At 71.6% G+C, this 23,472-nt stretch carries 25 protein-coding genes; 11 read left to right on the forward strand and 14 right to left on the reverse strand.

Annotated elements, in window-relative coordinates; translation table 11 throughout:
* Nucleotides 1–25: 25 nt before the first annotated feature.
* The gene (locus tag E1J50_RS01515) at nucleotides 26–709 is read right to left on the reverse strand and encodes an ABC transporter ATP-binding protein (RefSeq protein WP_132249682.1); all 684 of its coding nucleotides are present in this window, start codon (nucleotides 707–709) and stop codon (nucleotides 26–28) included.
* A gap of 115 nt (nucleotides 710–824) precedes the next feature.
* Between E1J50_RS01515 and E1J50_RS01520 the strand changes: the two genes are divergently transcribed.
* Nucleotides 825–1,505: an arylesterase gene (locus E1J50_RS01520; RefSeq protein ID WP_132249684.1), complete on the forward strand. Its 681-nt coding sequence runs from the start codon at nucleotides 825–827 to the stop codon at nucleotides 1,503–1,505.
* A 7-nt stretch (nucleotides 1,506–1,512) separates the two neighbouring features.
* Nucleotides 1,513–2,052 (forward strand): RNA 2',3'-cyclic phosphodiesterase, encoded by a 540-nt coding sequence (gene thpR, locus E1J50_RS01525; RefSeq protein WP_132249686.1) that lies wholly within the window; start codon nucleotides 1,513–1,515, stop codon nucleotides 2,050–2,052.
* A gap of 10 nt (nucleotides 2,053–2,062) precedes the next feature.
* Here the strand turns inward: thpR and coaA are convergent, their stop codons facing one another.
* The 13 genes from coaA to E1J50_RS01590 all read right to left on the reverse strand — a co-directional run bounded on the left by coaA (nucleotide 2,063) and on the right by E1J50_RS01590 (nucleotide 14,699).
* Entirely contained in the window at nucleotides 2,063–3,019 is a 957-nt protein-coding gene (gene coaA / locus E1J50_RS01530; protein WP_132249736.1) for a type I pantothenate kinase, read from the reverse strand.
* A gap of 62 nt (nucleotides 3,020–3,081) precedes the next feature.
* A complete protein-coding gene (locus tag E1J50_RS01535) occupies nucleotides 3,082–3,405 on the reverse strand; it encodes a phosphoribosyl-ATP diphosphatase (protein ID WP_132249688.1) in 324 nt (107 codons plus the stop codon).
* A gap of 111 nt (nucleotides 3,406–3,516) precedes the next feature.
* Nucleotides 3,517–4,293 (reverse strand): imidazole glycerol phosphate synthase subunit HisF, encoded by a 777-nt coding sequence (hisF, locus tag E1J50_RS01540; protein ID WP_132249690.1) that lies wholly within the window; start codon nucleotides 4,291–4,293, stop codon nucleotides 3,517–3,519.
* A gap of 18 nt (nucleotides 4,294–4,311) precedes the next feature.
* A complete protein-coding gene (gene hisA / locus E1J50_RS01545) occupies nucleotides 4,312–5,055 on the reverse strand; it encodes a 1-(5-phosphoribosyl)-5-[(5-phosphoribosylamino)methylideneamino]imidazole-4-carboxamide isomerase (RefSeq protein ID WP_132249692.1) in 744 nt (247 codons plus the stop codon).
* 36 nt (nucleotides 5,056–5,091) lie between these two features.
* The gene (hisH, locus tag E1J50_RS01550) at nucleotides 5,092–5,754 is read right to left on the reverse strand and encodes an imidazole glycerol phosphate synthase subunit HisH (RefSeq protein WP_132249694.1); all 663 of its coding nucleotides are present in this window, start codon (nucleotides 5,752–5,754) and stop codon (nucleotides 5,092–5,094) included.
* Nucleotides 5,755–5,785: 31 nt separating this feature from the next.
* Nucleotides 5,786–6,274: a DUF2628 domain-containing protein gene (locus tag E1J50_RS01555; RefSeq protein WP_132249696.1), complete on the reverse strand. Its 489-nt coding sequence runs from the start codon at nucleotides 6,272–6,274 to the stop codon at nucleotides 5,786–5,788.
* Between the two features lie 36 nt (nucleotides 6,275–6,310).
* Nucleotides 6,311–6,898 (reverse strand): imidazoleglycerol-phosphate dehydratase HisB, encoded by a 588-nt coding sequence (hisB, locus tag E1J50_RS01560; protein WP_132249698.1) that lies wholly within the window; start codon nucleotides 6,896–6,898, stop codon nucleotides 6,311–6,313.
* A 110-nt stretch (nucleotides 6,899–7,008) separates the two neighbouring features.
* Nucleotides 7,009–7,884 (reverse strand): S-methyl-5'-thioadenosine phosphorylase, encoded by an 876-nt coding sequence (locus tag E1J50_RS01565; protein WP_132249700.1) that lies wholly within the window; start codon nucleotides 7,882–7,884, stop codon nucleotides 7,009–7,011.
* A 299-nt stretch (nucleotides 7,885–8,183) separates the two neighbouring features.
* Complete coding sequence (locus E1J50_RS01570; RefSeq protein WP_132249702.1) at nucleotides 8,184–9,080, reverse strand: cytochrome c1; 897 nt, start codon at nucleotides 9,078–9,080, stop codon at nucleotides 8,184–8,186.
* A gap of 22 nt (nucleotides 9,081–9,102) precedes the next feature.
* Nucleotides 9,103–10,389 carry a cytochrome b gene (locus E1J50_RS01575; RefSeq protein WP_132249704.1) on the reverse strand — a complete coding sequence of 429 codons (1,287 nt, stop codon included), beginning with the start codon at nucleotides 10,387–10,389 and terminating at the stop codon, nucleotides 9,103–9,105.
* Between the two features lie 24 nt (nucleotides 10,390–10,413).
* Nucleotides 10,414–10,992, reverse strand: coding sequence for a ubiquinol-cytochrome c reductase iron-sulfur subunit (gene petA, locus E1J50_RS01580; RefSeq protein WP_132249706.1), 579 nt, complete (start codon nucleotides 10,990–10,992; stop codon nucleotides 10,414–10,416).
* 269 nt (nucleotides 10,993–11,261) lie between these two features.
* The gene (locus tag E1J50_RS01585) at nucleotides 11,262–12,701 is read right to left on the reverse strand and encodes an MATE family efflux transporter (RefSeq protein ID WP_132249708.1); all 1,440 of its coding nucleotides are present in this window, start codon (nucleotides 12,699–12,701) and stop codon (nucleotides 11,262–11,264) included.
* Between the two features lie 78 nt (nucleotides 12,702–12,779).
* Complete coding sequence (locus E1J50_RS01590) at nucleotides 12,780–14,699, reverse strand: ABC transporter ATP-binding protein (protein WP_132249710.1); 1,920 nt, start codon at nucleotides 14,697–14,699, stop codon at nucleotides 12,780–12,782.
* 102 nt (nucleotides 14,700–14,801) lie between these two features.
* Between E1J50_RS01590 and E1J50_RS01595 the strand changes: the two genes are divergently transcribed.
* From E1J50_RS01595 to E1J50_RS01635, 9 genes are all read left to right on the forward strand, one after another.
* Nucleotides 14,802–15,296 (forward strand): tRNA (cytidine(34)-2'-O)-methyltransferase, encoded by a 495-nt coding sequence (locus tag E1J50_RS01595; RefSeq protein WP_132249712.1) that lies wholly within the window; start codon nucleotides 14,802–14,804, stop codon nucleotides 15,294–15,296.
* A 230-nt stretch (nucleotides 15,297–15,526) separates the two neighbouring features.
* Nucleotides 15,527–16,591 carry a methyl-accepting chemotaxis protein gene (locus tag E1J50_RS28295; protein ID WP_281024539.1) on the forward strand — a complete coding sequence of 355 codons (1,065 nt, stop codon included), beginning with the start codon at nucleotides 15,527–15,529 and terminating at the stop codon, nucleotides 16,589–16,591.
* 72 nt (nucleotides 16,592–16,663) lie between these two features.
* Nucleotides 16,664–17,596, forward strand: a complete 933-nt coding sequence (hemF, locus tag E1J50_RS01605) for an oxygen-dependent coproporphyrinogen oxidase (RefSeq protein ID WP_132249714.1) — start codon at nucleotides 16,664–16,666, stop codon at nucleotides 17,594–17,596.
* Nucleotides 17,587–18,708, forward strand: coding sequence for an ATP-dependent DNA helicase (locus tag E1J50_RS01610; protein WP_132249740.1), 1,122 nt, complete (start codon nucleotides 17,587–17,589; stop codon nucleotides 18,706–18,708). The genes hemF and E1J50_RS01610 overlap by 10 nt, the downstream gene beginning before the upstream one ends.
* A gap of 57 nt (nucleotides 18,709–18,765) precedes the next feature.
* Entirely contained in the window at nucleotides 18,766–19,161 is a 396-nt protein-coding gene (locus E1J50_RS01615; RefSeq protein WP_132249716.1) for a GFA family protein, read from the forward strand.
* Nucleotides 19,162–19,259: 98 nt separating this feature from the next.
* Nucleotides 19,260–19,796, forward strand: a complete 537-nt coding sequence (gene hslV / locus E1J50_RS01620) for an ATP-dependent protease subunit HslV (RefSeq protein WP_132249742.1) — start codon at nucleotides 19,260–19,262, stop codon at nucleotides 19,794–19,796.
* Nucleotides 19,797–19,872: 76 nt separating this feature from the next.
* On the forward strand, nucleotides 19,873–21,543 hold the full coding sequence (locus tag E1J50_RS01625) for a methyl-accepting chemotaxis protein (protein ID WP_132249718.1): 1,671 nt from the start codon (nucleotides 19,873–19,875) through the stop codon (nucleotides 21,541–21,543).
* A 109-nt stretch (nucleotides 21,544–21,652) separates the two neighbouring features.
* Nucleotides 21,653–22,714, forward strand: coding sequence for a hypothetical protein (locus tag E1J50_RS01630; RefSeq protein WP_132249720.1), 1,062 nt, complete (start codon nucleotides 21,653–21,655; stop codon nucleotides 22,712–22,714).
* Nucleotides 22,711–23,472: AAA family ATPase (locus E1J50_RS01635; RefSeq protein WP_132249722.1), on the forward strand; the 762-nt coding region annotated here is incomplete at its 3' end. The genes E1J50_RS01630 and E1J50_RS01635, both read left to right, overlap by 4 nt.

Genomic DNA, 23,472 nt, shown 5'->3' on the forward strand with positions numbered 1-23,472 from the left:
GGCGCAGTGGGTCTCATCTTGCCGGTCACGCCGCCACGGGCTCCTCGATGCGGCCCGAGCGCAGGCGCACGGTCCGGTCGCAGAGGCGGGCGAGCCCCGGATCGTGGGTGACGAGGACGAGCGTCGCGCCGCGGTCGCGCTTCAGGGCGAAGAGCAGGTCGATGATCTGGCGGCCCGTCGCCTCGTCGAGGTTTCCGGTCGGCTCGTCGGCCACCAGGATCGCCGGGTCCGGCGCCACCGCGCGGGCAATGGCGACACGCTGCTGCTCGCCCCCCGAGAGCTGGGCCGGGTAATGGTGCAGCCGGTGGCCGAGCCCGACCGCCTCCAAGTCCCTGCGGGCTCGCGCATGGGCGTCGGCCTTGTCGGCGAGTTCGAGGGGCAGGGCCACGTTCTCCAGCGCCGTCATGGTCGGCACGAGGTGGAAGGCCTGGAACACGATGCCGATGCGCCGGCCCCGGAAGCGGGCGAGGGCGTCCTCGTCGAGCCGGCCGAGATCGGTCCCCTCGATCGCGACGGTGCCGGAATCCGGCCGTTCGAGCCCCGCCATCACCATGAGCAGGGTCGACTTGCCCGAGCCCGAGGGACCGACGAGGCCCACAGCCTCGCCGCCCGCGACGTCGAGCGAGATGCCGCGCAGCACGTGGACGCGGGCGGGGCCCCGGCCGAGGCTCAGATCCACCTGCGAGAGGGCGACGGCCTTGCCGGACATCAGCGGGAGTCCGATCTGTGCGCGGGAGCGGGCATGAAACGAAGGTCGGGGTTCGGAGCGGATGATTCGGTGCGCTTTGGCACGTCTTGCGGCGACGCGGCAACGCCGGGAGGATATGGGCCGCCCCCGGCCGGAACGCCAAGTCGGGCGGCGCGCGGCGACGCTGCTGGTGCTCTTTGCCGCACTCGGCGCGCTCCCGGCCGGGCTCTCCGCCGCGCCGGCCGAGCGCGCGCTCACCCTCGTCGCCTTCGGCGACAGCCTCACCGCGGGCTACCGCCTGCCGGCGGACGCCGCCTTTCCGGCCGCCCTGGAGCGGGCGCTGCGGGCCAAGGGCCACGCGGTCACGGTCGCCAATGCGGGGGTTTCGGGCGACACCACCACCGCCGGGCTCGACCGGCTCGACTGGTCGGTCCCTGACGGCACCGACGGCGTGATCCTCGAACTCGGTGGGAACGACATGCTGCGCGGCACCGATCCGGCTGTGACGCGCAAGGCCCTCGACGCGATCCTCGGCCGGCTGAGGGAGCGCAACATCCCGGTCCTGATCGCCGGGATGCGCGCCTCGGCCAATCTCGGGCCGGACTACGTCGCCCGCTTCGACGCGATCTTTCCCGACCTCGCCCGGAAATACGGGGCCACGCTCTACCCGTTCTTTCTCCAGGGGGTCGCCGGCGAGCGAGGCCTCAGCCTCGAGGACGGGATGCACCCGAACGCCAAGGGCGTCGAGGCCGTCGTCGCCGGAATCCTGCCCACCGTCGAGAGCTTCCTGGGTCAGCTGAAACCCTCCTCGCAGTGAGGCGCCCATGCCGCGGCTTTTCACGGGGCTCGAGATCCCGCCCGAGATCGGCGAGGCGCTGGCGCGCTTCCGCGGCGGCCTGCCCGGCGCGCGCTGGATCGAGCCCGTCGACTACCACATCACCCTGCGCTTCCTCGGCGACGTCGACGGCGCGGTCGCGGAGGATCTCTGCGAGGGGCTCGCGGAGGCGCGCCCGCGCGGGCCGATCCCGATCACGCTGGAAGGATTGTCGAGCTTCGGCGGCGACAAGCCGCGGGCCCTGTTGGCGGCCGTGGCCCCCGGGCCGGACCTTCTCGACCTGCAGGCCGAGCAGGAGCGCATCGCCCGCCGGGCCGGGGCCGAGCCGGAGCGGCGCAAGTTCACGCCGCACGTGACGCTGGCGCGGCTGCGCCGGGAGGCGAACCCGGAGGCGGTGGCGATGTATCTCTCCCAGGCCCCGATCTTCGAGCCCCTGCGCTTCACCGCGACACGGGTCGCTTTGTTCTCGGCGCGGGAATCGACCGGGGGCGGACCCTACGTGACGGAGGCGGTGTTCCCGTTCGCGTGAGCGGCGGGGCTCACAGCCGGCGCAGGGCCACGCTCTCGATGCGGTGGCTCGCGCCCTTGGCGAGGATCAGGCTCGCCCGCTGCCGCGTCGGCAGGATGTTCTCGCGCAGGTTCGGCAGGTTGATCGAGGTCCAGAGGTGGTCGGCGATGCGCAGCGCTTCCTCCTCCGGCACCTCGGCGTATTTCGCGAAGTAGGAGCGCGGGTCGCGGAAGGCCGTCTGGCGCAGCTTCATGAAGCGGGTCACGTACCAGCGATGCAGGTCGTCCTCGTGCCCGTCGAGGTAGATCGAGAAGTCGAAGAAGTCCGAGACGAAGGGAATCGCGGTGCCGTCCCGCGGCAGGCGCGCCGGCTGGAGCACGTTCAGGCCCTCGACGATCAGGATGTCGGGGCTCTCCACCACCCGCTCCTCCCCGGGCACCCGGTCGTAGACGAGGTGCGAGTAGAGCGGGGCCGTCACCCGCTTGTGGCCGGCCTTCACGTCGTGGAGGAACTGGAGGAGCGCCGCCGTGTCGTAGCTCTCCGGGAAGCCCTTCCGGTCCATTGCCCCGTGGCGGGCGAGCTCCGCGTTCGGCAGGAGGAACCCGTCCGTCGTGACGAGATCGACCTTCGGCGTGTTCGGCCAGCGGGCCAGCAGCGCGGCGAGGATGCGCGCCGTCGTCGACTTGCCCACCGCCACCGAGCCCGCCAGCCCGATGATGTAGGGCACCTTGGTCTCGCGCTCGGCGAGCAGGAAGCGCTGGGTCGCCTTGAACAGGCCCTGCGTGGCCGCGACGTAGAGCGAGAGCAGGCGCGACAGCGGCAGGTAGATCGCGACGACCTCCTCCACCGAGATCGGGTCGTTGATCGATTGCAGCCGCTCGATGTCCTCGGCCTTCAGGGTCAGCGGCGTGTCGGCGCGCAGCTGCGCCCATTCCTCCCGCTTGAACAGCCGGTAGGGCGAGAGGCTCTGCGGCCCCTCCCCCGTCACCGGGTCCTGACCGGGGCCGGGATCGGGCTCGGGGAGCGGATTCTGCGACCCGAAGACGGCGTTCACGTGTGGCGCCTCGCGGCCTTCTCGGCGAGGCCGCTCTGCGCCGTGCGCCTTGCGAGTTCCGCCATCACCTCGTCGAGCCCGACGCCGCCGGCCCGCAGCAGCACGACGAGGTGGTAGAGCACGTCGGCGGCTTCCGAGACGAGGCCCGCCCGGTCGCCCTGCACAGCGGCGATGGCCGCCTCGACCGCCTCCTCGCCGAGCTTCTTGGCGGGCTTGGCCGGGCCGCCGCTGAGGAGCTTCGCCGTGTAGGATTCGTCGACCGGCGCCGCGGCGCGGTCGGCCACGAGGGCGGCGAGGTCGTCGAGGGTGAAATCGCTCATGTCGCGGTCATGTCGCCAGGGCTGCGGGGCGCATCGTCGTCACCTGATGTTGCGCGAAACTGCGTCAACGCCGGACGCACGGCAAGCGCGGCCGCTGACACTCGGCGGCCTTTACACACCGAGGCGCATCGCGAGCCCGGCGGCGGCCATGTGGGCCTTGGCCTCCGCGACGCTCGCCTCGCCGAAATGGAAGATCGAGGCGGCGAGCACGGCGCTGGCGCCCCCGTCCCGCACCCCGGCCACGAGATCGTCGAGCCCGCCGACGCCGCCCGAGGCGATGACGGGCACGCTCACCGCGTCCGCGATCGCCCGCGTCAGGCCGAGATCGTAGCCCGAGCGCGTCCCGTCCTTGTCCATCGAGGTGACGAGGAGTTCGCCCGCGCCCCTGGCCGTGACGGTGCGGGCGAATTCGATCGCGTCGAGGCCGGTGGGCGTGCGCCCGCCATGGGTGAAGATCTGCCAGGCGGCCGGCTCGCCCGGCGCGGAGGTGCGCTTGGCGTCGATCGCCACGACGATGCACTGGCTCCCGAACTTCTCCGCGGCGCGGGCCACGAAGTCGGGGTCCTTCACGGCGGCGGTGTTGATCGAGACCTTGTCGGCGCCGGCGAGCAGCAGGGTGCGGATGTCCTCGACCGTGCGCACGCCGCCCCCGACGGTGAGCGGCATGAAGCAGGCCTCGGCCGTGCGGCTCACCACGTCGAGGAGTGTGCCGCGGGCCTCGTGGCTCGCCGTGATGTCGAGGAAGCAGAGCTCGTCCGCGCCCGCCGCGTCGTAGGCCTTGGCGGATTCGACCGGGTCGCCGGCATCGCGCAGTTCCAGGAACTGCACGCCCTTCACGACGCGCCCGTCCTTCACGTCGAGGCAGGGGATGATGCGGGTCTTGAGCACGAGAGCCTCCCTACCGTCTCAGTGCGGCCCCCGCTCCGCCGCGCGGATCGCGGCGAGCGCCGCCGCCGGGTCGATGCGGCCGTCATAGAGGGCGCGGCCGGTGATGGCGCCGGCGAGCATCGCGCAATCCGGCTGGAGCAGGCGGTGCACGTCCTCGATCGAGGCGAGGCCGCCGGACGCGATGACGGGGATGCTGACGGCCTGCGCGAGCGCCAGGGTCATCTCGATGTTGAGCCCCTTCAGGATGCCGTCGCGGGCGATGTCGGTGTAGATGATCGCGGCGACGCCCGCGTCCTCGAAGCGGCGCCCGAGCTCCTCGGCCGTCATGCTGGAGGTCTGCGCCCAGCCCTCGACCGCGACGCGCCCGTCCTTGGCGTCGATGCCGACCGCGATCTTGCCCGGGTGGAGGCGGGCGGCCTCCCGCACGAAGGCCGGGTCGCGCACGGCCGCCGTCCCGATGATGACCCGGCTGACGCCCTTGGCGAGCCACGCCTCCAGGGTCTTCATGTCCCGGATGCCGCCGCCGAGCTGCACGGGCAGCCTCACCCGGGCGAGGATCGCGTCGACGGCCGCCGCATTCATCGGCGCGCCCGCGAAGGCGCCGTCGAGATCCACCACGTGCAGCCAGGAGAAGCCCTGCGCCTCGAAGGCCGCGCCCTGCGCCGCCGGGTCGTCGTTGAACACGACCGCCTGGGCCATGTCGCCCTGCACGAGGCGCACGCAGCGCCCTTCCTTGAGATCGATGGCGGGGAACAGGATCACGGTTCGGGGACTCGTCTCGGTGTGAGGGCTGCCGGCTCAGGGCCGCCAGCGCAGGAAGTTGGCGATGAGAGCGAGGCCCAGGCGCTGGCTCTTCTCGGGGTGGAACTGCGTGCCCGCGAGGTTGTCGCGCCCGACGATCGCCGTCACGGGACCGCCGTACTCGGTGTGGGCGACGACCTCCTCCGGCCGGTCCGCCTTGAGGGCGTAGCTGTGCACGAAATAGGCGTGCAGGCCGCCCTCGCCGGTCGCGATGCCGTCGAGGAGCGCGTGCGGCCTGTCCGGGTGGAGCGTGTTCCAGCCCATATGCGGCACCTTCAGCGCCGGGTCGGCGGGGCGGATCGGCCCGACATCGCCGGGGATCCAGTCGAGCCCGGCGGTGGTCTCGTATTCGAGCCCCCGGGTCGCCATCAGCTGCATGCCGACGCAGATGCCGAGGAAGGGCCGCCCGCGCCCGTGCACGGCCCCCGTCATCGCCTCGACCATGCCGGGCACCGCGTCGAGGCCGCGCCGGCAATCGGCGTAGGCGCCGACGCCCGGCAGCACGACGCGCTCGGCCGCCGCCACGACCTCCGGCTCGCTCGTCAGCACGATGCGGGTGCGGTCGAGCCCGGCCTCGCGGGCGGCGCGCTCGAAGGCCTTCGCCGCCGAATGCAGGTTGCCCGAGCCGTAATCGATGATCGCGACGGTCTCCTCGCTCACGCTGGACGCGTCCTCATGCTCGCGCGGCCGCTCACCGGCGGCCCTCCTGGAAGGGAAACATCCCGATGGCCCGCTCGGTCCCGCGGCTCGGCCCGGCCGGGAAGGCGGGGGCCACGGACCGGGGCGGGCCCGCGACGGGATCGAGCCAGCGCGCCATCAGGCGGTTCTCGGCCTCCGCGACCGAGCCCGCGACGACAGCGTCCCGCACCGGCCGGCCGCGGCGCGCGAGCGTCCAGCGGCGCAGGCTCGACGCCTCGAGGCCGATCAGGATCGAGACGAGGAGCGTGACGAGGGAGCCCATGAAAGGCGACAGGCCGAGGACGCGACCCAGCACCGCCACCGCGACCAGCCCGGCGAGCACGCCGAGCCCCGCGAGCCAGAGGCGATGATAGAAGAACCACAGGGCGGAGAAGGCGAAGGCGCCCCAGGAGAACCCGTCCGGCACGATCTGCGCCCGGTCGAGCCCGAGCGACTCGCCCGCTCTCGCATCCCGCGGCAGGTGCAGCGTGTAGCTTCGCATGTCCCGTCCTCCTGCCCCGCGGGGCGGCGGCACGCCTCAGAGCGAGCCCTTGGTCGAGGGCACGCGGCCCTCCTCGCGCGCATCGACGGCGACGGCGCCGCGGAGCGCCCGCGCCAGCCCCTTGAAGCAGCTCTCGGCGATGTGGTGGGCATTGTCGCCGTAGAGCGTCTCGACGTGCAGGGTAATCCCGGCATTCATGGCGAAGGCCTGGAACCACTCGCGCACCAGCTCGGTGTCGAACTGGCCGATCTTCTCGACGCGGAACTGCGTCCGGAAGACGAGGAACGGGCGGCCCGAGATGTCGAGCGCCACCCGGCTCAGGGTCTCGTCCATGGGAAGGTGGATGTCGGCGTAGCGCGCGATGCCGCGCTTGTCGCCGAGCGCCTTGGCGAAGGCTTGGCCGAGCGCGATGCCCGCATCCTCCGGGGTGTGGTGCTGGTCGACGTGGAGGTCGCCCTCGACCTTCACGGTCACGTCGAACAGGGCGTGCCGGGCGAACAAGTCCAGCATGTGGTCGAGGAAGCCGACGCCGGTGGCGATGTCGGCCTTGCCGGTCCCGTCGAGGTCGATCGAGACGGTGACGTCGGTCTCCGCCGTCCGGCGGCTGAGGCTGGCAGCGCGCATCGTGCCTTCAAGGGGTTCGCGGAGCCGGCAGGAGGGCCGGCTCGCGCCTTCTAAGCATCAAAGGGCCGCCTGTCACATCGGCGGCCGGCGAAAAGGCGGGGACGCGCCGCTCAGGCGCGCAGGACGCGGCCCGCCACCGCGTCGAGCTTGGCCACCAGGGCCGGGTCGCGGTGCTGCGCCCCCGTCATGATGGCGCCGTCGAGGGCCTTGTGCGACCCGACGGGGCAATCCTCGCGCGCGGCGGGAAAGTCGCGGGCGAGCCGGGCCACGAGCCGGGCCGCCCGGTCGGCATTGGCCCGGGCCACCGCGATCACGGAGGCGACGTCGACGGCGTCGTGGCCGGGGTGCCAGCAATCGAAATCGGTCACCATGGCGATGGTGGCGTAGGTGATCTCGGCCTCGCGGGCGAGCTTGGCCTCCGGCATGTTGGTCATGCCGATCACGTCGAAGCCCTGCGCCTTGTAGAACTTCGATTCCGCCAGCGAGGAGAATTGCGGCCCCTCCATGCAGACGTAGGTGCCGCCGCGATGGACCAGGATCTCCTCGGCTTCGGCGGCCGCGATGATCCGCCTCTGCAGCCCGGGCCCGACCGGATGGGCGAGGGAGACGTGGGCGACGCAGCCATTGCCGAAGAAGGACGAGGCGCGGCCATGCGTGCGATCGACGAACTGGTCGACGAGGACGAACAGGCCCGGATGCAGCTCGTTGCGGAACGAGCCGCAGGCCGAGAGCGAGACGAGGTCGGTGACGCCGGCCCGCTTCAGCACGTCGATATTGGCGCGGTAGTTGATGCCGGACGGCGAGAGCCGGTGCCCGCGCCCGTGCCGGGGCAGGAACACGACCCGGGTCTCGCCGATGCGCCCGATCCGCAGGGCGTCCGAGGGCTCGCCCCAGGGCGAGCCGATCCGCTCCTCGCGCACCTCCTCCAGGCCCGGCAGGTCGTAGACGCCGGAACCGCCGATCACCCCGAGCACCGCTGCCGTCATGCCGTCGAGTCCGTTCGTGAGGGGCGCCGCGCGCCCGTGGCCTGCGCCGCGCCGGATGAGACAGGCGGGTGGCGCCCCCTCTCCCGTCCGGGAGAGGGCTGGGGTGAGGGATCAAGCCTGTCCGGAGAGGTCGCACGCCTCGCCCGGTCCGCGTCCCGCGAAACCGGCCTCTCCCGAACGGGAGCGGCGGCCCGCGCCGGCGACCCTGCACGCGCGCGGGGCGCGCCGCAAGGGCGGCCTTCAAACGAGAACGGGCCCCGCGCGGGGCCCGTCCGGCGAGGTTCGCGTGGCCGCGCGCCTCAGTAGGTCTTGTGCAGCTCCGGCTGGAGGCCGTGAACCTCCCCGCCGACATCCGCCCAGACCCGCTTCTTGACGTAATAGAGCAGGCCCGAGAGCAGGATCAGGAACAGGATCACCCGGAAGCCCAGCGCCTTGCGGGCCATCATGTGCGGCTCGGCCGCCCAGGCCATGAAGGCGGCGACGTCCTTCGAATACTGGTCGACCGTCTCCGGCACGACCGGCTCGCCCTTGTCGTTCTTCGGGTAGGTCACCTGCCCGTCGCTGATCGGCTTCGGCATCGCGATCAGGTGGCCCGGGTAATACTCGTTGTAGTAGGTGCCGGCCGGCACCTCCTTGCCCTCGGGCGGATCCTCGTAGCCGTTGAGAAGCGCGTGGATGTAGTCCACGCCCTGCTCGCTGTAGCCGACGAAGGGCAGCGCGTCGGAGATGAACCAGGGGAAGCCGCGCTCGTAGGTGCGGGCCTTGGCGAGCACCGAGAAGTCCGGCGGCGCCTTGCCGCCGTTCGCCGCGGCCGCCGCCTGGTCGTTCGGGAAGGGCGGCGGGAAGGTGTCGGCCGGGCGGCCCGGGCGCTCGAACATCTCGCCCGAATCGTTCGGTCCGTCCTTGACCTGATAGGTCGCGGCGAGCGCCTTGACCTGGGCGGCGCTGTAGCCCGGCCCGCCCTCCTGCGAGAGGTTGCGGAAGGCCACGAGCTTCATGCTGTGGCAGGCGGCGCAGACCTCCTTGTAGACCTGGAAGCCGCGCTGGAGCTGGGCCTGGTCGAACCGGCCGAACACCCCGGCATAGCTCCACTTCTCGCGCGGAGGCTGCGGCGCCTCGGCGCCGAGCGCGGGGAGCGCGGAGGCGCCGAGAAGGGCCGCGAACAGGGAGGCGGCGAGGACGCGTGTCGTCTTCATGTCTCTCTCGTGTTCCCTGTCCTCAACCCTTGGTCGTGGGCGCGGCGGCAGCACCCGCCGGCAGCCCCGAGCCGCTCACCTGCTTGCCCGGCCCGGTGACGCTCTCCAGGATCGAGCCCGGCAGCGCCTTCGGCGTCTCGAACAGGCCCACCAGCGGCATCACCAGGAGGAAGTGGGCGAAGTAGTAGGCGGTGCAGATGCGCGCCGCGAGGACGTAGCCGCCCTCCGGGGGCTTCGCGCCGAGCCAGCCGAGCACGATGCAGACAATCACGAACAGCCAGAAGAACTGCCGGTAGATCGGCCGGTAGTTGGTCGAGCGGACGCGGGAAGTGTCGAGCCAGGGGGCGAAGGCGAGGATCAGGACCGCGCCGAACATCAGGATGACGCCGCCGAGCTTGTCCGGCACCGCGCGCAGGATCGCGTAGAACGGCAGGAAGTACCATTCGGGAACGATGTGGGCCGGGGTCACGGCGGGGTTGGCCGGGACGTAGTTGTCGGCGTGGCCGAGGTAGTTCGGCTGGTAGAAGATGAACCACGCGAACAGGATCATGAACACCACCGTGGCGAACACGTCCTTGATCGTCGCGTAGGGGGTGAAGGGCACCGCGTCCTTGCCCGACTTGATCGGTATGCCGGTCGGGTTGTTCTGCCCCGTGACGTGGAGCGCCCAGACGTGGAGCACGACGACGCCGGCGATCATCCAGGGCAGCAGGTAGTGCAGCGAGAAGAAGCGGTTGATGGTCGGGTTGCCGACCGAGTAGCCGCCCCAGAGCAGGCTCTGGATCGTGTCGCCGACGACGGGGATCGCCGCCAGGATGTTGGTGATGACGGTCGCGCCCCAGAAGCTCATCTGGCCCCACGGCAGGGTGTAGCCGAGGAAGGCGGTGGCCATCATCAGCAGGTAGATGATGACGCCCAGGATGTAGAGCACCTCGCGCGGGGCCTTGTAGGAGCCGTAGTAGAGGCCGCGGAAGATGTGGATGTAGACCGCCACGAAGAACATCGAGGCGCCGTTGGCGTGCGCGTAGCGCAGCAGCCAGCCGTAATTCACGTCGCGCATGATGTGCTCGACGGAGTTGAACGCCTCGGTCGCGGTAGCGGTGTAGTGCATCGCCAGCCAGACGCCGGTGACGATCTGGATGCCGAGCATCGCGATCAGGATCGCGCCGAAGGTCCAGAAGTAGTTCAGGTTCCGGGGCACCGGGAACGCGATGAACGAGGAGTGGATCAGGCCCGCGATCGGCAGGCGCGACTCGAACCACTTCGCGAAGCGGCTCTTCGGGACGTAGGTGGTGGCGTGAGCGCTCATGGTGCTACCCGCATCTCCCTCAGGTCAGGCCGCGGCCTTGCCGCCGCCCTCTTCGCCGATCCGGATCTTGGTGTCGGACTGGAAGGCGTAGGGCGGGACGGGCAGGTTGCTCGGGGCGGGGCCTCGGCGCACGCGGCCGGAGGCGTCGAAGAGGGACCCGTGGCAGGGGCAGGCCCAGCCGTCATAGGGTCCCGAATGGCCCGCCGGCACGCAGCCGAGATGCGTGCAATTGCCGTAGACCACGAGCCACTTCTCGTGGCCCTCCTTGGTGCGGGCGGCGTCGGTCTGCGGATCGATCAGATCGGACATCGGGACCGCGCGGAGATCCTGGATCTCCTTCTCGGTCCTGTTGCGCACGAAGATCAGCTTGCCGCGCCAGAAGACGTTGATGATCTGGCCGTCCTGGATCGGGGCGAGATCGACCTCGATCGGCGCGCCGGCCGCGATGGTGGCGGCATCCGGGGCCATCGAGGAGACGAAGGGCCACGCCACGGCGCCGACGCCCACGGCGAGGCCCGCTCCAGTGGCGAGGAAGAGGAAATCGCGTCGCGTTCCGTCAGCCCCGTGCGGGGCGGCAACGCCTGTGGCCACGGTGTCTGCCAAGGTCGGAAACTCCAAGCATGCAAACGACGGGTCCGGCCGCGTCTGACCGGCGGCCGGGACCTATGAGGCTCGTGAGGAACGCCAGCCCGTGGGGGACCGAAGCATTATCGTTCTAAAGTGTGCAATGCGACCGCGCGTCGCCCGAAGTCAAGCTGACCCGCGCCGCAGCGGTGCACAATCGGCAGGATTGTGGCCGCGGCCCCCGCTCCCGGGCGAAGGCGCCGCGTTCCGGGCGCGCGGCGGACCCGGCGCGGCGCGTCGAGGCGCCTCTACCGGGCCGCGCCGAGGGCCAGCCCCGGCTGCCGGAGCCCGGTGAGCCGGAACCAGCGGGCGACGAGGAGGCAGGCCACCACGAGGAGGCCCGCGCAGAAGCCGAGCCAGATGCCTTTTCCCTCGAGCCCCGCGCCCCAGGCGAGGCCGGCGCCGACCGGCACCCCGATGCCCCAGTAGCCCACGAGCGCGATCAGCATGGGCACGCGCGTGTCCTGGAGCCCGCGCAGCATCCCGAGGGCCGCCGATTGCACGCCGTCCGACACCGCGAACAGGGCGGCGAGCAGCAGGAAGCCGGTCGCGGTGGGAAGGACGGCGGCGTTCTCGGGGGCCGAGAGGTCGAGGAAGAGGCCGATCAGGGTCTCGGGCAGGCTCACCTGCACCAGCGCGCACAGGGCCATGAAGCCGAGGGCGAGGCCGAGCGCCACCAGCCCCGCGCGGCGGATCCAGGCCGCGTCCCGGGCGCCGTAGGCGAGGCCGACCCGCACGGTCGCGGCCTGCGCGATGCCGTTCGGCACCATGAAGCAGAAGGCCGCGATCTGGATCACGACTGCGTGCGCGGCGAGCTGCGCCGTGCCGAACAGGCCCATGCCGAGCACCGCCGCCTCGAACAGGCCGGCCTCGGCGAGGCCGGTCGCGGCCATCGGCACGCCGAGGCCGGCGAGCATCTTCAATCGCGCCGGATCGAACCGCCAGAGCCGGTGCAGCATCCGGTGCCGCCGGAAGCCCGGATCGGCCACGACCACGGCGCAGAGGGCGGCGAGGCTGAGGAAGGCGGTGAGCGTGGTCCCGAGCGCGACCCCGACCGGGCCGAGCCCCAGGCCCCCCTCGAAGGCGAGCGAGACCGCGAGGAGCACGTTCACGGGCAGCGCCGACAGGCTCACCGCGAGCGGCCAGCCCGGCCGCTGCAGGGCGGTCAGGGTCGAGCGCAGGACGAGGAACAGGACGGCCGGCCACATCGCCCATTGCAGGCCGCGCAGGTAGGTGCCGGCCGCATCCGCGAGCTCGGCCGGCTCGCCGAGGGCGTGCAGCAGCGCGCCGGTGTGCCAGAGGAGCAGCATCAGCGGTAAGGCGGCGAGCGTCGCCGCCCAGAACCCGGCCCGCACGATCCGGCGGACCTCGTCCGGGTCCCCGGCCGCGGCCGCGCCCGTCCGCGCCCGCCCCCGCGTCTCCGCGATCAGGGGCGCCACCGCCATGGTCAGGCCGATGCCGCAGATGAACAGCACGAAGTACAGGCTCGTCGCCAGCGCGCCCGCGGCGACCGGCCCGGCGCCGAGGCGGCCGAGGATCACCACGTCGCTCGTCACGAGGCCGTGCTGGGCGAGGTTCGTGAGGACGAGGGGTGCGGCGAGCGCGAGGGTGGCGCGAAGCTCCGTGCCGCGGGGGCGACGGATCGCCCGTTCCCGCGCGCCGGGCGCCGCGAGGCCGAGTGCCGACATGATGTCCGAGATCCCGAGATGGCGTGCGGGCGGCGCTCCGGCCCGTCGATTCGTTGCGTGCGTCGATGGCCGGAGGGTCTAGCGCCGGACCACGTCAGGAATTCGACGCTCCTGCGCGTCGCCCGGCCCGTCTCCCGGACCGTCCCCGGAACCGTCGCCTTTGCGGTCGGCGAGGAAGCCGCCCGATTGCCGCTCCCAGAGGCGGGCGTAGAGGCTGCCACGGCGGATCAATTCCGCGTGCGTCCCCTCCTCCACGATCCGTCCCTCGTCGATGACGATGAGCCGGTCGAGGGCGGCGATGGTCGAGAGGCGGTGCGCGATGGCGAGCACGGTCTTGCCCGCCATCAAGGTGTCGAGGGATTCCTGGATCGCCGCCTCGACCTGGCTGTCGAGGGCCGAGGTCGCCTCGTCGAGGATGAGGATCGGGGCATCCTTCAGGATCACCCGGGCGATGGCGATGCGCTGGCGCTGGCCGCCCGAGAGCTTCACCCCGCGCTCGCCCACCTGCGCCTCGTAGCCGCGCCGGCCCTGGTGGTCAGCGAGGTCGCGGATGAAGCCGTCGGCGTGGGCGAGGCGCGCCGCCCGCTCGATCTCGGCCTCGTTCGCCTCGGGCCGGCCGTAGGCGATGTTGTCGCGGATCGAGCGGTGCAGGAGCGAGGTGTCCTGCGTCACGACCGCGATGGCCGAGCGCAGGGAATCCTGGCTCACCCCGGCGATGTCCTGCCCGTCCACGAGGATGCGGCCGCCCTCGAGGTCGTGCAGGCGCAGGAGCAGTGAGGTGATCGTGGTCTTGCCCGCGCCGCTGACGCCGACGAGGCCGACCTTCTCGCCCGCCCGGATCGTGAGGTTCAGGTCCTCGATGACGTTGGCGTCGCCCCGGCCGTAATGGAAGTCGACGCCCTCGAAGCGGATCTCGCCGCCGGTCACGCGGAGCGTCCCGGCGTCGGCGGCGTCGACGACCGCGTGCGGGCGCGAGACCGTCTGCATGCTCTCCTGGATGACGCCGACATTCTCGAAGATGCCGCGCACCGTCTGCATCACCCAGCCCGACATGGCGATGAGGCGCAGCACCAGGGCGAGGCCGGCCGCGGCCTCCCCCGTGGTCAGGCCGTTGCGCTGCCAGAGCAGGAAGCAGACGCTGCCCGTCGCCAGGATCAGGAGGCTGTTGAGGATGCCGAGCAGCCCCGTCGTCGCCGTGACGAGGCGGAACTGGTGCAGGTAGGCCTTCGTGTGGACGTCAACCGCCTCGCGCACGGCGGCGCGCTCCTCCTGCGTGCGGGCGAAGAGCTTGACGGTGAGGATGTTGGTGTAGCTGTCGACCACGCGCCCGACGAGGGTGGAGCGGGTGTCGGCGGTGGCGTGCGAGCGCTCGCGGGCGCGCGGCACGAACCAGGCCGTGAGCGCGGCGTAGGCCACGACCCAGGCGACGACCGGCAGCGCCAGCCAGGGCGAGATCGAGCCGAACAGGCCGACCGCGGTGATGGCGTAGATCGCCACGTAGAGCAGCGTGTCGATGAAGACGACGGCGAGCTCGCGCACGGCCGGCCCCACCTGCACCACCCGGTTGGCGAGGCGCCCCGCGAAATCCGCCTGGAAATACGAGAGCGAGTGGCCGAGCGTGTAGAGATGGGCGCGCCAGCGGACCTGGTTCGTGGCCTGGGGCACGACGAGCTGGTTCGAGACGGCCTCATGCAGCCAGATCGAGATCGGGCGCACCACCCCCACGAGCACGAACGCCGCCACGATGGCGACGCCGTGCTCGTGCAGGACGCTCGCCCGGTCGGCCGTGCTCATCAGGTCGATGAACCAGCGCATCAGCAGGTAGAGCGAGGCCTCGATCGTGCCCGCCACGAGGGAGATGACGAGCAGCACGAGGAGCGCCGCCCGGATCGGCCGCAGGTAGAAGGCCGCGAAGCCGAGCACGGTCTTCGGCGGCATGCGCCCCTCGTCGAAGGGCGCGAACGGGTCGATGCGGCGCTCGAGCCAGTCGAGGAACATGGGGCTGGACCGGTTTCCGGGTGAGCCCCCCGATGTATGCGCTCTTGACGCTCTGCCAACCGGGCGGCGATGCCGCACGGGTCCCTGCCTCGTGACGGTTCGATGCTGCGCCTCGCCCTCTACCAGCCCGACATACCCCAGAACACCGGCACGATGCTGCGCATGGCGGCCTGCCTCGGGCTCGCCGTCGAGATCATCGAGCCGGCCGGCTTCGACGTCTCGGACCGGCACCTGCGCCGCTCCGGCCTCGACTATCTCGATCACGTGGCGATCACCCGCCACCGCTCCTGGGCCGCGTTCGAGGCGTGGCGGCGCGGGGCCGGGCACCGCCTCGTCCTCGCCACCACGCGCGGCGCCCTGCCCTACACGGACTTCGCCTTCGCCCCCGGCGACTGCCTCCTGATGGGCCGCGAATCGGCGGGCGTGCCCGAGAGCGTCCACGCGGCGGCGGATGCCCGCATCGTCGTGCCGATCCAGGCGGGGCTGCGCTCGCTCAACGTCGCGGTCTGCGCCGCAATGATCCTCGGGGAGGCGATCCGGCAGACGGGCGGGCAGATGGGCGCGGAGGGCGCTCCCAGTTCTCCGGGCACGACCTGAACCACGCGTCGCGGTGCTGCCGACGCCGCTCGGCCCGGGGGCAGCCGAAGCGTGAGAGCGAAAAGGTCAGGTCTGAACAGTTCCGGCGATCTCAGTTGATCAAGATGCGCGGGCTGGACGGTCATAATGTAGGCAGAGTCAGCAATCACCGTAGGCGTTATCTGATTTTTAGTCAATGAACGGCTTATCTCAGCAGTAGAGACACGCTGTCTGACCTGAAGGGCGCGCCCTTGCTCGACGCCGGCATCGCACCGATCGACGCCCCGGCGCCGGGCCTGACGACCATCTCGCGCCTCACCGCGGAGGTGAACCGCGTCGCCTGCGAGAAGATCGGCCGGATCCAGCAGATCACCTCCCAGACGAAGATGCTGGCGCTGAACGCGCTGATCGAGGCGGCACGGGCGGGAGACCAGGGGCGCGGATTCTCGGTCGTCGCCCAGGAGGTGCGGGCTGTCGGGGTGGAGGTCGAGGCCATCGCCCGCGAACTCGAGACCCACCTCTCCGGACGCATCGGCGAGTTGCAGCGGGCTGTCGGCGCGATGGCGGTGCGGGCGCAGGGCGACCGGCTCGTCGATCTGGCGCTCAACGCGGTCGAGCTCATCGACCGCAACCTGTACGAACGGACCTGCGACGTGCGCTGGTGGGCGACCGACGCGGCCGTGACGGATTGCGCCGCGCGCCCCTGTGCCGAGGCCGCCGCGCATGCGGGCGAGCGCCTCGGCGTGATCCTGTCCGCCTACACGGTCTACCTCGACATCTGGCTCTGCGACGCCGACGGGACGGTGCTCGCCAACGGCCGGCCCGACCGTTACCCCCGCGTCCGGGGCGCGCGCGTCGCGGACGAGCCGTGGTTCCGGGAGGCCACGGGCCTTCGCGACGGCGATTCCTACGTCTGCGCCGACGTGGCCCGCGAGGCGCGCCTCGGGGGGGCTCCCGTCGCCACCTTTGCGGCCGGCGTGCGCGAGGGCGGGCGGGCACAGGGGCGCACGCTCGGCGTTCTCGCCGTGCACTTCGATTGGGAACCGCAGGCGCGGGCCATCGTGCAGGGCGTGCGCCTTGCGCCCGAGGATCGCGGGCGGACCCGCGTGCTGCTGGTCGACGCGCATCGCCGGGTGCTCGCGGCCTCGGACGAGCGCGGGGCTCTGTCCGAGACCCTCCCCTTCGCGCCGGGAGACCGGGCGAGCGGCGTCGCGACCGATCCGCGCGGCGCGGTCACCGCCTTCCACCGCACGCCCGGCTACGAGACCTATCGCGGCCAGGGCTGGTACGGCGTCATCGTCCAGGGGCCGGCCTGACCTGGCGCGTCGCGGCGGAACCTCGCTCCGCCGAATTGACGGCTTGCCCGCCGGATGGGAAAGCCTGATCCCATGACGGACGCCCCGATTCCGAAGCCCGCCCCCCTGCCCTTCGAGGGCGATCTGACCGCCCTGAAGAGCGAGGCGGCCGCCTGGTTCGCCACGTTGCGCGACCGGATCGTCGCCGCCCTCGAGGCGATCGAGGACGAGGCGTCGGGCCCGGTCCATCCGGACGCCCCGGTCGAGGCGGGCCGATTCGAGAAGACGCCCTGGCAGCGGACCGACCACAGCGGCGCACCGGGCGGCGGCGGCGTCATGGCGATGATCAAGGGCCGGGTCTTCGAGAAGGCCGGGGTGCACATCTCGACCGTTCACGGCGAGTTCGCGCCCGAGTTCCGGGCGCAGATGCCGGGCGCGGCGGAGGACCCGCGCTTCTTCGCCACGGGCATCTCGCTCATCGCCCACCCGTGGAACCCGAACGTGCCCACGGTGCACATGAACACCCGCTTCGTGGTGACCACCAAGGCGTGGTTCGGCGGCGGGGCCGACCTGACCCCGGTGCTCGACAGGCGGCGCAGCCAGGAGGACCCGGACGCGAAGGCCTTCCACGCGGCGCTCCGCGCGGCCTGCGAGGCGCATGCCCCGGCCGCGGATTACGCCCGCTACAAGGCGTGGTGCGACGAGTATTTCCACCTGAAGCACCGGAACGAGCCCCGCGGCATCGGCGGCATCTTCTACGACTATCACTGGACCGGCGACCCGCAGGCGGACCTCGCCTACACCCGCGACGTCGGCCAGGCCTTCCTCAAGGTCTATCCCGAGATCGTGCGGGCGAACCTCGCCGCGCCCTGGACCGAGGCCGACCGGCTGGAGCAGCAGGTGCGGCGCGGGCGCTACGTGGAGTTCAACCTGCTCTACGATCGCGGCACCATCTTCGGCCTGAAGACCGGCGGCAACGTCGCCTCGATCCTGTCCTCGCTGCCGCCCACCGTCCGCTGGCCGTGAGCGACCTGCCGACGCGCTTCGCGCCGCAGCAGGACGCGGCGCTGAAGGCCATCGACGCGTGGCGAAGAGGGGGCGGCGCGCAGGTCTTCCGCCTGTTCGGCTATGCCGGCACCGGCAAGACCACGCTCGCCCGCCGCATCGCCGACGATGTCGACGGCCCGGTCGTGTTCGGCGCCTTCACGGGCAAGGCGGCCTCGGTGATGCGCCAGAAGGGCTGCCACGACGCGCAGACGATCCACAGCCTGATCTACCGCACCAAGGAGACGGACGAGGGCGGCCCGACCTTCACCCTCAACCGCTCCGGCCCGGCGGCGAAGGCCGAGCTCATCGTCATCGACGAGTGCTCGATGGTCGATTCCGACCTCGGCAACGACCTCCTCTCCTTCGACAAGCCGGTCCTCGTGCTGGGCGACCCGGCCCAGTTGCCCCCGGTGCGCGGCGGCGGCTTCTTCACGGAGGCCGAGCCCGACGTGATGCTGACCGACGTCCATCGCCAGGCCGCCGACGACCCGATCGTCCGGATGGCCATGACGGTGCGCGAGGGCGGGCGGCTCGAGCGCGGCGATTACGGCCTGAGCCGCGTGATCTCCCGGCGCGATCTCGACCCGATGATGGTGCTCGAATCCGATCAGGTCCTGGTCGGCATGAACAAGACGCGCCGCCTCTACAACAACCGCATCCGCGAACTCGGCGGGCAGACCGACCCGATGCCGGCGGTCGGCGAGAAGCTGGTCTGCCTCAGGAACGACCGGACGAAGGGGCTCCTCAACGGCTCGACCTGGACGGTGCACGCGCTCCGCGCCCCGCCGCGCCCCGACACGGTCCGCCTCGACGTGGTCCCGGAGGACGACCCGGCGCTCCGCCGCCGCCCGACCGACATCAAGGTCCTGCGCGCCGTGATGGAGGGCTCGGAGGAGGAGATCCCGGCCTTCCTGCGCCGGGAGACCGACGAGTTCACCTACGGCTACGCGCTCACCGTGCACAAGGCGCAGGGCTCGCAATGGGACAAGGTGGTGCTCTTCGACGAATCCTTCGCCTTCCGCGAGCACCGCGCCCGCTGGCTCTATACCGGCCTGACGCGCGCGGCCCAGGCGATCACCGTCGTGACCTGAGCCCGGGTTGCCGGGCCTCGGACGGGCATGCCACACAGGCGGGGAGGAGGATCGGCGATGGTTCTGACGGGAGGTTGCCGCTGCGGCGCGGTCCGCTACGCCGCCGAGGGCGCGCCGGCCCATTCGTCCCTCTGCCACTGCGCCGATTGCCGCCGCTCGGCCGGGGCGCCGATGGTGGCCTGGGCGCTGTTCCCGCAGGAGCGCCTCGCGATCACCGGCGAGCCCGTGCGCTACGAATCCTCCCCCGGCACGCTGCGGGAATTCTGCGGGACCTGCGGCACGGGGCTCTTCTACCGGAACGAATCCATCTTTCCGGGACAGGTCGACGTTCAGACCGCGACCCTCGACGATCCCGATGCCCTGCCCCCGCAGGCCCGAATCCAGACCGCGGAGGCGCCCGGCTGGTTCGAGCGGTTCGACGCGCTGCCCCGCTTCGGGCGCTTCCCGGGATAGGGTTGGAGCGCCGCCCCGGAGCGCCTACCTGAGCGCGGTATCGATGTCCCCGACCGGAGCGTTCCGTGCCCCATCCCGAAGCCGGCCAGCCGCCGCAGATGCATGCCACCACGATCCTGATGGTGCGCAAGAACGGGCGCGTCGTCATCGGCGGGGACGGGCAGGTGAGCCTCGGCCAGACCATCGTGAAGGGCAACGCCCGCAAGGTCCGGCGGCTCGCCAAGGGCGCGGTGATCGGCGGGTTCGCGGGCGCGACCGCCGACGCCTTCACCCTGTTCGAGCGCCTGGAGGCGAAGCTCGAGCAATATCCGGGGCAGCTCACCCGCGCCTGCGTCGAGCTGACAAAGGATTGGCGCACCGACCGCTATCTCCGCCGCCTCGAAGCGATGATGCTGGTCGCCGACAAGGATGTCGGCCTCCTGCTCTCGGGCAGCGGCGACGTGCTGGAGCCAGAGGGTGGCGTCATGGCGATCGGCTCGGGCGGCAATTTCGCCCTCGCCGCCGCGCGGGCGCTCGAAGACAGCGCGCACGATGCGGAGGCGATCGTGCGCCGCGCGCTCGGCATCGCGGCCGAGATCTGCGTCTACACGAACGGCAACCTCGTCATCGAAGCGCTCGATACGGCGACTGACTGATTTTTAGTCACGTTAACCGTGTCTTGAGCAGTTTCTTGCAACGTCCGCAGGAGGGAATGCGCCTGTAGGTTGCAAAATGCAGATCAAGACCAAGATCCTCGGCTTCGTCGGAGCCTGCACGCTCGTCACGCTCACGGGCGCGGCGGTCAGTATCACCACGCTGCACACGTTCAACGATGCGATCACGGATGTGAAGCGCACGTCGGTGCACGCGCTCAACGGGGCGAATCTCAACCGGCTCGTGACCGAGGTGGTGGTGGAATCCCGCGGCATCTACGCTTCCGCGGACACGGCCGAAGCGAGGAAATACGCCGACGGGCTCATGAAGAGCCTCGCCGCGCTGAACGCGCTCCTCAAGGAATGGACACCCCTCGTCTCCGACGCCGACCGGCCCGTCTTCGAGCAGGTTCTCAAGGACGCGGCCGCCTTCACGGCGTTGCGGTCCGAGCTGGCCAAGCGCGGCGTCGAGGTGTCGCCCAAGGCTGCGACCGAACTCGGCTTCAACGACGAGAACCGGGCGAACCGCAAGGCCTTCCAGGCCGGCGTCGATTCCCTCGTGCAGAGGAGCCGGGCCCAGGTCGAGGCGATCGACAAGGCGACCGACGACCTCTACGCGGAGCGGCTGCGTCTCCTCCTGCTCATCGCCGTCGGCGGCGCGCTGGCCTGCGCGGCGCTCGGCGGCTTCGTCGGCTACCGGCAGATCTCGCGGCCGCTGGCGGGCGTCGCGGCGGCGATCCGCCGGCTCGCCGAGGGCGATCACAACCTGCCGCCGGTGAGCCCCACCCGCGACGAGATCGGTGCGATCTGGCGCAGCATGCAGGTCTTCGCGGCCTCGATGCAGGAGACGGCGGATCTGCGCCGCAACCAGGACCTCGCGAGCAACGAGGCGAGCACCCGCAAGCGCGTCGAGATGAACGGCCTGGCCGACCGCTTCCAGGGCAGCGTCGGCGGCCTGGTGCGCACCCTCGCGGACGCGGCCTCCGAGCTGGAGCACACGGCCCGCACCCTGGCCTCGAACGCCGAGCAGACGAACCGGCAATCGAGCGCCGTGATGGCGGCGGCCAACGAGACCTCGATGAACGTCCAGGCCGTCGCCACCGCGACGGAGGAACTGGCCGCCACCGCCAACGAGATCGGCATGCAGGTCACCCAGACCTCGCAGGCCGCGTCCGGCGCCGTCGAGAGCGCGCGCCGCACCAACGAGCGCGTGCAGATGCTCGCCCGCAGCGCCTCCAGCATCGGCGAGGTCGTCGCCCTGATCTCGAACATCGCCGGCCAGACGAACCTGCTGGCGCTCAACGCCACGATCGAGGCGGCGCGGGCCGGTGAGGCGGGACGGGGCTTCGCCGTCGTCGCCGCCGAGGTGAAGGAACTGGCCTCGCAGACCGCGCGCGCCACCGACGAGATCACGGCGCAGATCGCCACCATCCAGGACGCCACGCGGGACACGGTCAGCGCCATCGGCGAGATCAGCGACACGATCGGCACGGTGCACCAGATCGCCCTCGGCGTCGCCGCCGCGGTCGAGGAGCAGCAGGTGGCGACCCAGGAGATCGCCCGCAGCGTCAACGATGCGGCGCGCGGCACCCAGGCCGTCACCGAGACGATGGCCCAGGTGCAGCGCGTGGCGCTCCAGGCCGGCAGCGGGGCGACGCAGGTCCTCGCCGCGGCGGGCGACCTCAGCCGCCAGTCGGAGACGCTCGGTCGGGAGGTCGACGGCTTCGTGAGCGGCGTGCGCGCGGCCTGAGCCCGGCCGAAAAGACGCGGCCGTGCCTTTCGGGGCCGGCCGCGGACGCTTAAATCCCCGGCAGGACGGCCGCCACCCCGGCGCGGGAGGGCGGGCAGGGGCTTGGCCGGTGGACGATTCGGATTTCCTTCAGCGCGCGGTGGCCCGCGGCATCGTGAGCGAGGCGCAGGCGGCCGCCCTCGCCGCGCTCCGCCGCGAGGGCGGCCCGGCATCGTCCGATCTCGCCGACGAGGACGAGCGCGTGCGCTTCGTCACCGGCTTTTCCGACATCTTCGTGACGATCGGCATCCTCCTGGTGCTCGGCACGACGGCCTCCCTCGCGAGCGTACGCCTGGGGCCGTCCGCGGGATCGGCCCTCGTCGCGGGGCTGGCCTGGGGGCTCGCGGAGCTGTTCTCCCGCCGCCGCCGCATGGCGTTGCCGAGCATCGTCCTCCTCGCGGCCTTCGTCGGTGCCGCCTTCATGGCGGTGGGCAGCGCGATCTCGCTCGACCTGCGATTCTGGAGCGTCGTCACGGGCCGCACGGCGGCGACCGAGGCGGGCATGCTCGCCCAGATCTGGGCCGCGCTCGCGGCCGGGGCGCTCGCCGCCTCCCACTATCGCCGCTTTCGCGTCCCGATCACCGTCGCCGCCGGCGTCGCGATCCTCGTCGTCGGCGCCTTCGGCCTCCTCGACGCGGTCCGGCCGGACTGGGGCGGGGCGGGGCGCTCCGGGCTCGCCGCGGCCCTCGGCCTCGCGGTCTTCGCCCTCGCCATGCGCTTCGACCTGTCCGACCCGGGCCGGGTCACGCGCCGCACGGACATCGCCTTCTGGCTGCATCTCCTGGCGGCGCCTCTCATCGTCCATCCGGTGCTCGGCCTGATCCAGGCGGGCGGGACGGGTCCGGCCACGGCCTCCCTCGTCCTCGCCCTCGTTTGGGTCCTCGCCCTCGTCGCCCTCGTCACCGACAGGCGGGCGATCCTCGTCTCGGGTCTCGTCTACGCGAGCGTGGCGCTCGGGACGCTGATCCGGGAGGCGGGTTTCGCCAACGGGGCCCTGCCCTACAGCCTGCTCGTGCTCGGGCTGTTCGTGCTGGCCCTGAGCATCGCCTGGAAGGACCTGCGCCGCCTCACGCTGCGCGCGCTTCCCCCCTCGCTCGCGGCCCGTCTGCCGCACCCGATAGGAGCCCGATGACCACCTTCTCCCCCCGCGAGATCGTCTCCGAACTCAACCGCTTCATCGTCGGCCAGCACGATGCCAAGCGCGCGGTCGCCATCGCCCTTCGCAACCGCTGGCGGCGCCAGCAGCTGAAGGGCCCGCTGCGCGACGAGGTCGCGCCCAAGAACATCCTGATGATCGGGCCGACCGGCTGCGGCAAGACCGAGATCGCCCGCCGCCTCGCCCGGCTCGCGGGCGCGCCCTTCCTCAAGGTCGAGGCCACCAAGTTCACCGAGGTCGGCTACGTCGGTCGCGACGTCGAGCAGATCGTGCGCGACCTCGTCGAGGTCGGCATCGGCCTGCGGCGCGAGGAGAAGCGCCGCGGGGTCAAGGCCAAGGCGGAGGCGGCCGCCGAGAACCGCATCCTCGACGCCCTCGTCGGCCCGACCGCGAGCCAAGCGACCCGCGACAGCTTCCGCAAGAAGCTGCGCAACAGCGAACTCGACGACAAGGAGGTCGAGCTCGAACTCGCCTCCGGCCCGCCCGCCGGCCTGCCGATGTTCGACATCCCCGGCGTGCCGGGCGCCTCGATGGGGGCGATCAACCTCGGCGACATGCTGGGCAAGGCGCTCGGCGGCGCGAAGGGCAAGCCGCGCCGCGTCACCGTGCGCGACGCCTACGCACCGCTGCTCGCCGAGGAATCCGACAAGCTCGTCGACAACGACGCCCTGATCCAGGAGGCCGTCCGCGAGGTCGAGGACAACGGGATCGTCTTCCTCGACGAGATCGACAAG

Source organism: Methylobacterium segetis (genome assembly GCF_004348265.1).
GTDB classification, from domain to species: domain Bacteria; phylum Pseudomonadota; class Alphaproteobacteria; order Rhizobiales; family Beijerinckiaceae; genus Methylobacterium; species Methylobacterium segetis.

Excerpts from the sequence above, each read along its gene's own strand:
- E1J50_RS01515 (WP_132249682.1), bottom strand. The coding sequence starts at position 709 with ATGTCCGGCAAGGCCGTCGCCCTCTCGCAGGTGGATCTGAGCCTCGGC.
- E1J50_RS01520 (WP_132249684.1), top strand. The coding sequence starts at position 825 with ATGGGCCGCCCCCGGCCGGAACGCCAAGTCGGGCGGCGCGCGGCGACG.
- thpR (WP_132249686.1), top strand. The coding sequence starts at position 1,513 with ATGCCGCGGCTTTTCACGGGGCTCGAGATCCCGCCCGAGATCGGCGAG.
- E1J50_RS01535 (WP_132249688.1), bottom strand. The coding sequence starts at position 3,405 with ATGAGCGATTTCACCCTCGACGACCTCGCCGCCCTCGTGGCCGACCGC.
- E1J50_RS01555 (WP_132249696.1), bottom strand. The coding sequence starts at position 6,274 with ATGCGAAGCTACACGCTGCACCTGCCGCGGGATGCGAGAGCGGGCGAG.
- hisB (WP_132249698.1), bottom strand. The coding sequence starts at position 6,898 with ATGCGCGCTGCCAGCCTCAGCCGCCGGACGGCGGAGACCGACGTCACC.
- E1J50_RS01565 (WP_132249700.1), bottom strand. The coding sequence starts at position 7,884 with ATGACGGCAGCGGTGCTCGGGGTGATCGGCGGTTCCGGCGTCTACGAC.
- E1J50_RS01570 (WP_132249702.1), bottom strand. The coding sequence starts at position 9,080 with ATGAAGACGACACGCGTCCTCGCCGCCTCCCTGTTCGCGGCCCTTCTC.
- E1J50_RS01575 (WP_132249704.1), bottom strand. The coding sequence starts at position 10,389 with ATGAGCGCTCACGCCACCACCTACGTCCCGAAGAGCCGCTTCGCGAAG.
- E1J50_RS01585 (WP_132249708.1), bottom strand. The coding sequence starts at position 12,701 with ATGTCGGCACTCGGCCTCGCGGCGCCCGGCGCGCGGGAACGGGCGATC.
- E1J50_RS01590 (WP_132249710.1), bottom strand. The coding sequence starts at position 14,699 with ATGTTCCTCGACTGGCTCGAGCGCCGCATCGACCCGTTCGCGCCCTTC.
- E1J50_RS01595 (WP_132249712.1), top strand. The coding sequence starts at position 14,802 with ATGCTGCGCCTCGCCCTCTACCAGCCCGACATACCCCAGAACACCGGC.
- hemF (WP_132249714.1), top strand. The coding sequence starts at position 16,664 with ATGACGGACGCCCCGATTCCGAAGCCCGCCCCCCTGCCCTTCGAGGGC.
- E1J50_RS01615 (WP_132249716.1), top strand. The coding sequence starts at position 18,766 with ATGGTTCTGACGGGAGGTTGCCGCTGCGGCGCGGTCCGCTACGCCGCC.
- hslV (WP_132249742.1), top strand. The coding sequence starts at position 19,260 with ATGCATGCCACCACGATCCTGATGGTGCGCAAGAACGGGCGCGTCGTC.
- E1J50_RS01625 (WP_132249718.1), top strand. The coding sequence starts at position 19,873 with ATGCAGATCAAGACCAAGATCCTCGGCTTCGTCGGAGCCTGCACGCTC.